Source organism: Hymenobacter agri, from assembly GCF_054778495.1.
The window spans coordinates 1-8078 of record NZ_BAAGZM010000151.1 but is presented as its reverse complement, the minus strand read 5'-3'; the positions used below and the strand labels follow the sequence as shown (position 1 = coordinate 8078).

At 62.1% G+C, this 8078-nt stretch carries 7 protein-coding genes; 6 read left to right on the top strand and 1 reads right to left on the bottom strand.

Going from position 1 to position 8078, the window contains the following annotated elements; translation table 11 throughout:
* The coding region (locus tag ACYVDE_RS09765) for a hypothetical protein (protein WP_460501313.1) at positions 1-246 on the top strand (246 nt) is incomplete at its 5' end.
* A 149-nt stretch (positions 247-395) separates the two neighbouring features.
* On the opposite strand, the gene hscA is transcribed toward ACYVDE_RS09765, so the two are convergent.
* Complete coding sequence (gene hscA, locus ACYVDE_RS09760) at positions 396-2267, bottom strand: Fe-S protein assembly chaperone HscA (RefSeq protein ID WP_460501312.1); 1872 nt, start codon at positions 2265-2267, stop codon at positions 396-398.
* A gap of 325 nt (positions 2268-2592) precedes the next feature.
* On the opposite strand from hscA, the gene ACYVDE_RS09755 reads away from it, so the two are divergent.
* From ACYVDE_RS09755 to ACYVDE_RS09735, 5 genes are all read left to right on the top strand, one after another.
* Positions 2593-4770: a DUF4331 family protein gene (locus ACYVDE_RS09755; protein ID WP_460501310.1), complete on the top strand. Its 2178-nt coding sequence runs from the start codon at positions 2593-2595 to the stop codon at positions 4768-4770.
* A gap of 108 nt (positions 4771-4878) precedes the next feature.
* Entirely contained in the window at positions 4879-6207 is a 1329-nt protein-coding gene (locus ACYVDE_RS09750) for a tetratricopeptide repeat protein (protein WP_460501309.1), read from the top strand.
* 123 nt (positions 6208-6330) lie between these two features.
* Positions 6331-6966, top strand: coding sequence for a HupE/UreJ family protein (locus tag ACYVDE_RS09745; protein WP_460501308.1), 636 nt, complete (start codon positions 6331-6333; stop codon positions 6964-6966).
* 81 nt (positions 6967-7047) lie between these two features.
* Positions 7048-7434, top strand: coding sequence for a hypothetical protein (locus ACYVDE_RS09740; protein WP_460501307.1), 387 nt, complete (start codon positions 7048-7050; stop codon positions 7432-7434).
* 158 nt (positions 7435-7592) lie between these two features.
* Positions 7593-7826 carry a hypothetical protein gene (locus tag ACYVDE_RS09735; RefSeq protein WP_460501306.1) on the top strand — a complete coding sequence of 78 codons (234 nt, stop codon included), beginning with the start codon at positions 7593-7595 and terminating at the stop codon, positions 7824-7826.
* Positions 7827-8078: the final 252 nt, after the last annotated feature.

The following is an 8078-nucleotide window of genomic DNA, read 5'->3' as shown; positions in this document are numbered from 1 at the left end:
CTGCAAGGTCCCGATGCCGGGCGCGCCCTCACGCCGCTCGTCGACGCCGGCCGCCGTCGCGGGACTGACGTGGAGCTGTATCGCTTGGGCTTTCTGGTGGGCGACGACACGCAGCAGCCCTTCGTGACCTACGCCTGGATAGCCGACTCGGCCGAGGTGTGGCCGGTGCGCGCTACCATCCAGGTGGTATATCGCGACACGGCGGCGCGACAGGTGTGGGAAGTGTATTTGCGGGAAATGAAATAAGGGAACCAGTTAATGCCGAAAAAAATGTCTGTCATCCTGAGCGCAACGCGGGGCCTTCTCACAGTTGAACGAAAAGTCCAAACGTAAGAAGGTCCTGCGTTGCGCTCAGGACGACAGACGGTTGCTAAGCAGCCACCCCACGATATTATCTAGCCAATCTTTTTGCCCGCCATGGCCTGCTGAATGGAAATGTTCATCACCCGCTCGGCGTAAGGACGAGTCAGCTCGTCGAGCTCATCCATGGTTTTTAGAATGGGGTCACGGTCGGTACCGGCCAGGGCGGCGCGCACCTTCGCTACCTGGGCCCCGGTATCGGCCAATTCGGTTTCGGTGAGGTGCTGGCGGTTTTTGCGCGTAAAGCCTTCGACCTGATACAGCAGCTGCTCGGCCGCCGTGCGGGCCTCGATGAGCAGGCGGGCGGCCACGTCGTCCTTGGCATTCACCAGCGAGTCCATCAGCATCTGCTCCACCTGGTCGTCGGTGAGGCCGTACTGGGGCTTGATTTCGACCTGCTGGCGGGTGTTCGAACGCAGCTCAATAGCTTCGACTTTCAGAATACCGTCGGCGTTCAGCAGGAAGTTCACGTCCACTTTGGGCAGGCCGGCTGGCATGGCCGGAATGCCGGTGAGGGTGAATTCGCCCAGCTTGCGGTTCTGGCTCACGAGGTCGCGCTCGCCCTGGTACACGGCCACCTTCAGGTTCACTTGGCCATCGATGCTGGTGGTGTACTGGCGGCCAGCTTTGGTCGGAATCTTCGAGTTGCGCGGGATAATGGGGTCCATCAGCCCGCCCAGCGTTTCGATGCCCAGCGTAAGCGGCGTCACGTCGAGCAGCAGCACGTCGCGCCGGTTGCCGGCCAGAATATCGGCCTGAATGGCGGCGCCCAGCGCCACTACTTCGTCGGGGTTCAGCGAGTTGTTGGCCGGCTGGCCAAAGAACTTCGATACCTCGTCGTACACCAGCGGCACGCGCGTCGAGCCGCCCACCAGCAGTACGGCATCGAGCGGCGCGGTGAGCCCGGCATCGGCCACGGCCTGGCGGCAGGCCTCGATGGTGCGCGCCACTAGCGGGCGGATGAGGTCGTCGAACTGCGCGCGCGTGAGCGTCACGGTCGTGTTGTGGCCGGCTTCGTCGGTGAGATGGGTGGTGAAATCGTCGTGCTGGCTGAGGTATTTCTTGGCCATTTCGGCGGCCAGGCGCAATTGCTGCTGCAGGTGCGGATTGGTGCGGTAGGAGTCGGGCAGGCCGAAGGTGGCCGTCCAGTGCTCCACCACGGCACGGTCAAGGTCGTCGCCGCCCAGGTAAGTGTCGCCGTTGGTGCTCAGCACCTCAAAAATGCCCTGCTGAATGCGCAGAATGCTGATGTCGAAAGTGCCGCCGCCGAGGTCATATACGGCCACGGTTTTTTCCTCGTCGGGGCTCAGGCCGATGCCGTAGGCCAGGGCGGCGGCGGTGGGCTCGTTCACGATGCGCAGCACCTCCAGCCCGGCCAGGCGGCCAGCATCGCGCGTGGCCTGCCGCTGCGAGTCGTTGAAATAAGCCGGCACCGTAATAACGGCGCGGTTCACGGGCGTTTTCAGGGCGTGCTCGGCGCGAGCGCGCAACTCTTTCAGGATGGCGGCCGACAGCTCGATGGGGGAGTAGAACCGGTCGTCGACCCGCATTTTCACCAGGCCTTCGGTATTGTCGTCAATCACCTTGTAGCCCAGCTGATGGGCGTGCTGGCCCAGGTCGCGGTAGCTTTTGCCCAGCAGGCGCTTCACCGAATAAATAGTGCGGGCCGGGTCGGTGAGCAGGTATTCGCGGGCGTCGTTGCCGATAACCGGGTCGGCGCTGTCGGCCGGGAAGTGCACCACCGAGGGCACGATGGTGCCGCGGCCCAGGTCGTTGATGGCCGCGGGCTGGCGGGTTTCGGGGTGCACGTAGGCCACCAGGCTGTTGGTGGTGCCCAGGTCGATGCCCACGATAATTTCTTCCTGTTGCAGGCTGCCGGTGGCGAGGTTGATAGCTACTGTAGCCATAGAATCATGGGGCCGACTTGCGCAAGGCCCGAAAGGGATAAGAAAAAAATAATGCGCCGAAGCGCACTGCAAAAGTAGCGGCTAAATGCCCCCGGCAGACCGTGGGACACCTTGGCCATCCTTGAAACAGCGCAAGCCAAAATTTTGTGAGCCCAATCTTAAAAAAAGTAAAACCGCCGCGGAACTTTTCGACGTAAGGCTATACACTGTCCGACTTTCGGCCGGGGATACTATTGGATGTAAAGCGCAATGCATGCATTAGCGCCGAGCTTATTTCTTTTGCCAATTTCTTTTATTCACCCCCAAACCCACTTTCCAACACTGTATGAAAAACTTACTTACTCGTCCCCTTTTCCAGGCTGCGCTGCTCGCAACCGCGGCAGGAGGAGTGGTGGCCCTGAGCGGCCAGCACAACAAGCTGGAGGCCTCGAGCCACCGCGAAGCCCCGCTTATCGCCGACGACCCGCTGGCCGATAACACTGACCTCTATGCGTTTCGCTCGCCCGACTTTGCGGCCAACGATGCCAATGCCAAGGTGACCATCATCGCCAACTACATTCCGCTGGAACTGCCCCAGGGTGGCCCCAACTACAACACGTTCGGCGAGAACATCCGCTACGAAATCCACATCAAGAACAATCAGGCGACCACGGGCGACGACATCACCTACCGCTTCACCTTCACCCGGACCAACGAAGACCCGACGACGTTCTTCAATATCCGGCTGGGCAAGCAAAACCTGAAAACCACGTACATCGTGGAGAAAAGCGTAGCTGGTGGCGCTTTCACCAACGTTACCGTGGGTACGGGTATCGTGCCGCCGCCCAACATCGGGCCGCGCTCCATCTCGCAAACCACGCCGCCCGTAGGCCTGGCTACGCCCTACGCCACGCTGATGGCCAATGCCATTATGACGCTGGCAGACGGAACCAAGATTTTCTGTGGCCCGACGGATGACCCGTTCTTCGCCGACCTGGGCGGTATCTTCGATTTGGGCGGCATTCGGGCACCCGGCGCGGCGCGCGATGGCCTGGCCAAGAAAAATACGCACGCCATTGCCATGCAGGTACCGGTGTCGGTGCTGGCTAAAACGGGTACCGCGGCGCTTTCTTCCTCCACCAACATTCTCGATTCGAACTATATCATTGGGGTGTGGGCTTCGGCCAGCCGGCCGGCCGTACGCACGCTGTCGGCCACGGGCGCTGCGCCTACGGTATCGGGCAGCTACGTGCAGGTATCGCGCATCGGCATGCCGCTGCTGAACGAAGTTATCAATAACATCGGCGCCAAAGACGCCTGGAATGCGGCCACGCCTTACGCCGAAGCCAGCGTTACCGACGACTACCTCTCGAACCCGGAGCTGGGCCTGTACATGGCCGACAACACGCCGGCCGCGACGGCCGCTCCTAAAGTGGCGGGCCAAACCTACTACGGCGAAGCTGTGCCCGGCCTGGGCCCACTGCGCGTTCAAACCAAGTCGCTGGCCGGCCAGACCCTGGGTGGCACCACGCTGCCGGGCTTTGACTTCCGCAACGGCGCTGCGGGCCTGAGCGGGCTGGCTGGTACAAGCTTCGTGACGGGTACGGCGCTGGCTACTACCGGCGCTGCTCCGTACGGTGCCTACCTGCTGCGCGCTGGCAAGCCTCGCTCGGTCGACATTCTGCCAATCTTCCACACCGGGGTACCCAACTACCCCCCTTACCAACTGGCTACCGGCAAAGCTGGCAACCCGCTGGCCGCTGGCAAGCCCTTCATCAACAACTTCCTGCTGGCTAACGCCACGGCTGCCAATCCCGGCGGCGACATGTTGCGCCTGAACATGGCCGTGCCCCCCACGCCCCGCAACTCGAGCGCTTTCAGCTCGGAGGGCCTGCTGGCCGCTGCTGTGGCCGGCCTCACGGTAGCCCCTTACAACACGAACTCGAACGTTGAATTCATTCCGAATATGGACGGCTTCCCCAACGGTCGCCGCCTCGAAGACGACGTAACGCGCATTGAGCTGCAAGCCGTGGGCGGTGCCGTATTGGCGGCCATTGGCCTGTGGTACGACGATTATACGCCCAGCAGCACGAACCCCGTCACTGCCCAGCTGGGCAATGTGCTGACCTTCAACGCGGGCATCACAGCCAACGACACCACGTTCAAGGCCGCGTTCCCCTACGCCCAGACGCCCTGGAGCGGCACCAACGCCCAACGCACGGTGCTGTCGCAGCGCTCGGGCCTCGGCTTGTCGCCCAACATCGCCAAAGCCCAGGCTTACCCGAACCCCTTCCTCGACCGCACGACGCTGCGCTTTGAGCTGCCCGCCAAAGGCAACATGACGCTCGTCATCAGCGACGTAACCGGCCGCAAGGTGGCTACCATCGCCAAGGATAAGGCGTTTGCCCAGGGCGCCACGGAACTGAGCTGGCAGCCCGGCCGCGAAGTGGCCCCCGGCCAGTACATTGCCACCCTGTACAACGGCAAAACCGTGGTGCAGTCGGTACGTATTGAGCGGCAGTAATTGCTGCTAGCTGAGTGAGACAGAGCCGTCGTTGGGCCCTTACACCGGGCTGGCGGCGGCTCTGTTTTTTATTTTCGACGTTCCTTCCAACCGTCTTTTTTCGCTGCTTTGAAAAAGTATCTATACCCGATTTTACTGGTAGTTTTTGGCGGGCTGGCGGCGGCTATCTTCTTTTTTAAGAAGCCTGCCGTAGCCACGCCCGGCCTGATGGAGCGCCAGGGCAGCCTGGCCGCCGGCAAGGAGTGGCTGAACGCCAAAGCCGCCATCGAAGGCCTGCTGGCTAAGCTGCGCGCCAATCCCGACGACCAGAAAAGCCGCCTGCTGCTGGCCCAGGCCTACATGCAGGAGGGCCGCGTGACCGGCAACCATCCGTACTACGATAGCGCCGCCATGGCCCTGCTGGACCAAGTGCTGCAGGCCGAGCCCGACAACTTCGAGGCGCTGTGCTGCAAATCGTCGCTGTGCCTCACGCAGCACCACTTTGCCCAAGGCCTCGGCCTGGCCGAGCAGGCCGTGAAGCTCAACCCCAACAGCGGCTTCGTGTACGGCCTGCTGACCGATGCCAACGTGGAGATGGGCCACTACGAGGAGGCCGTGAAGATGGCCGACAAGATGAATGCCCTGCGCCCCGACCTGCCCGCCTATGCCCGGGTGAGCTACCTGCGCGAGATTTATGGCGATTTGCCCGGCTCCATCCAGGCGATGGACCTGGCCGTGAAAGCCGGCTACACCGGCCTGGAGCAAACCGAGTGGACCCGCGTGGCGCTGGCCCACCTCTACGAAGTGAGCGGCGACACTACCAAGGCCCGGCAATACTATCAGATGGCCCTGTATGCCCGCCCCGGCTACGCTTATGCTCTGGCTGGCCTGGGCCGCATGGCGGCTGCCCGCCACGACTATCCGCGCGCCATTCAGCTGTACCAGCAGGCGCGCATCACGGTGAAGGACTACGCTTTTGCTGATGAACTGACCGACCTGTACCGCCTAAACGGCCAGCCCGCCGAGGCGAAAAAGATGGCAGCCGAATCCATCAGCATGCTGGCCGATGCGGCCAAGGAAGCCGACAGCAACGAGCAGATGGGACACTATGCCGACCGCGAGCTGGCCTACGCCTACCTGAAAACCAATGAGCTCGATAAGGCCCTGGAGCACGCCAAAATCGAGTACGACCGCCGGCCCGACAACATCGACGTAAACGAAACTATGGCCTGGGTGCTCTACAAGCGCGGCCAATACGCCGAGGCGCAGAAATACATGGAAAAAGCCCGCCGCACCGGCTCGAAGAATCCCGTGCTGCTGTGCCGCGCCGGCCTCATCCTCACCAAAACCGGCAAAGCTGCCGAGGGCCAGGCCCTGATTGAGCAGTCGCTAAAAACAGCTCCCTATCTGAACCCCGAGTTGGAAGCCGAAGGCAAAAAGCTGCTGGCGGCGCGGTAGGGCAAGGGCTTTCCCGACTTAACGATTCCGTTCAACGACGGGCGGAGGCAGGCCCCGCACCCTATTATGGCAATTGTTTCACCGATGCGTGCGAAGTGTATCCTGTATCGCGCTCTTGCGCTGTTGCCGCTGCTGTTGCTGCTGGCCCAGCCGGCCGCCGCGCACGTGCTGAACACGGACCTGAGTAAGCTCTCGCGCACCGAGATTTTCTGGACTTACCTGCAGCTGGGCTTCACGCACATCATTCCGCTGGGGTTCGACCACATTTTGTTCATCATCAGTCTCTACATTCTGGAGCCGCGCCTCAAGCCGGTGCTTATGCAGGCCACGGCCTTCACGGTGGCGCACTCCATCACACTGGGGCTAGCCATGTACGGACTGATTTCGCCGCCCTCGGCCGTGATAGAGCCGATTATTGCGCTGTCTATCCTGTTTGTGGCCATCGAAAACATCATCACCGATAAGCTGAACCCGTGGCGGCTGCTCATCGTGTTCGGCTTCGGGCTGGTGCACGGGATGGGGTTCGCTTCGGCACTTACCGGCCTGGGCTTGCCGCAGAAGGACTATTTCGGCTCGCTCATTTCCTTCAACGTGGGCGTGGAGCTGGGGCAGGTGTCGGTGATACTGCTGTGTTGGGCGCTGGTGGGCCGCTGGGCCGCCGACAAAAGTTGGTACAAGCCGCGCGTGGTGGTGCCCGTATCCGTCGTCATTGGGCTGATTGCGGCGTACTGGACCGTGGAGCGCGTCTTTTTTGCCTGAAGAATTAACTAAGCTGTTTGCAACCCTCGCCGGGATGTTTCGTCGTAGATGAGCGTAAATCCCGGTTTAGCCTGTCCCATCATGCTTCGCCAATACCTCACGTTGCTGCTGCTGCTCAACTACCTGCTGGTAGTGGGGGCAGGCCTCGTGGAGCGCCCGGCGAAGGTGATTGACCGGCCCTTTGCCTACGTGCACAGCCCCGACTGCCAGCTGAAGCACACGCTACGCCTTGCCTGTTTCGACGACTGCAACGGCGTGCAATACACCGTGCAGAAATACGGCGAGCGCCTGCCACTGCAACAGCTGCTCAGCACCTTCAAGGGGCTGGATACGCACTGCCTGACGGAAACGCGGGTAGTGTTTGCGCGGCCGGTTTTTGGGAGGGCCGCCGCCCGGTGGGCCGCGCGCGTTGCGGCCGTGCCGGTGGGCTACCGGGGGCAGGTGGAGTTGCCGCCCTGTCGGGGATAAGTTGAGCCCTGGGCTTCGAACTACTCAGTATGTGGTTCGAGTCCAAACGGGGCCACCGCGCCTAGCCGTTTTCTGCTAGCCGGTCTGTTTCATCTTATCCAACCATCCGACGCGGCTTGTCGGGCTTATGTGCCCGGTCGCGTTCAACTCCACTTTTTATGATTTTCCGGGTCAATTCTCTCCAACCTGTAGCGGGTGCTACGGGCGTTGCGTCGCGTGTGCAGCTGCCCACGGCGGGCCAACTTGTCAACAATCCCCTCGGCCTCAGTGGCCGCGTTGCTCTGCCCGAGGCCGCTACCCTGCGCAGCCAGACGCGCGGCCACCTGGGCCGCCAGCGCAGCCAGCACCAGACGCAATGCCGCGCCAACTGCATGAGTAAGGCCAATTTCTAGTCGGTATAGTTTTCCTTCCACTTAATGGGGGCGGGTGGCAGGCGGCACGTAAGGGCCGCTTGCTACCCGCCCCGCTACCGGCTTCGATGAAACAACTTCTTCTCAAACTTCCGGTCTGGGTGCTGCTGCTCGGGCTTTTCGTATTCACTCAAACGGCCTGGGCGCAGGGCGCCGGCACGCTGCGCGGTACTGTGGCCGACTCGCTCTCGGGCCTGCCGCTGGCGGGCGTGAGCGTAGGCCTGCTGGGCCAGC

Coding starts and splice junctions, on each gene's coding strand:
- hscA (WP_460501312.1), bottom strand. CDS start 2,267: ATGGCTACAGTAGCTATCAACCTCGCCACCGGCAGCCTGCAACAGGAA.
- ACYVDE_RS09755 (WP_460501310.1), top strand. CDS start 2,593: ATGAAAAACTTACTTACTCGTCCCCTTTTCCAGGCTGCGCTGCTCGCA.
- ACYVDE_RS09740 (WP_460501307.1), top strand. CDS start 7,048: ATGCTTCGCCAATACCTCACGTTGCTGCTGCTGCTCAACTACCTGCTG.
- ACYVDE_RS09735 (WP_460501306.1), top strand. CDS start 7,593: ATGATTTTCCGGGTCAATTCTCTCCAACCTGTAGCGGGTGCTACGGGC.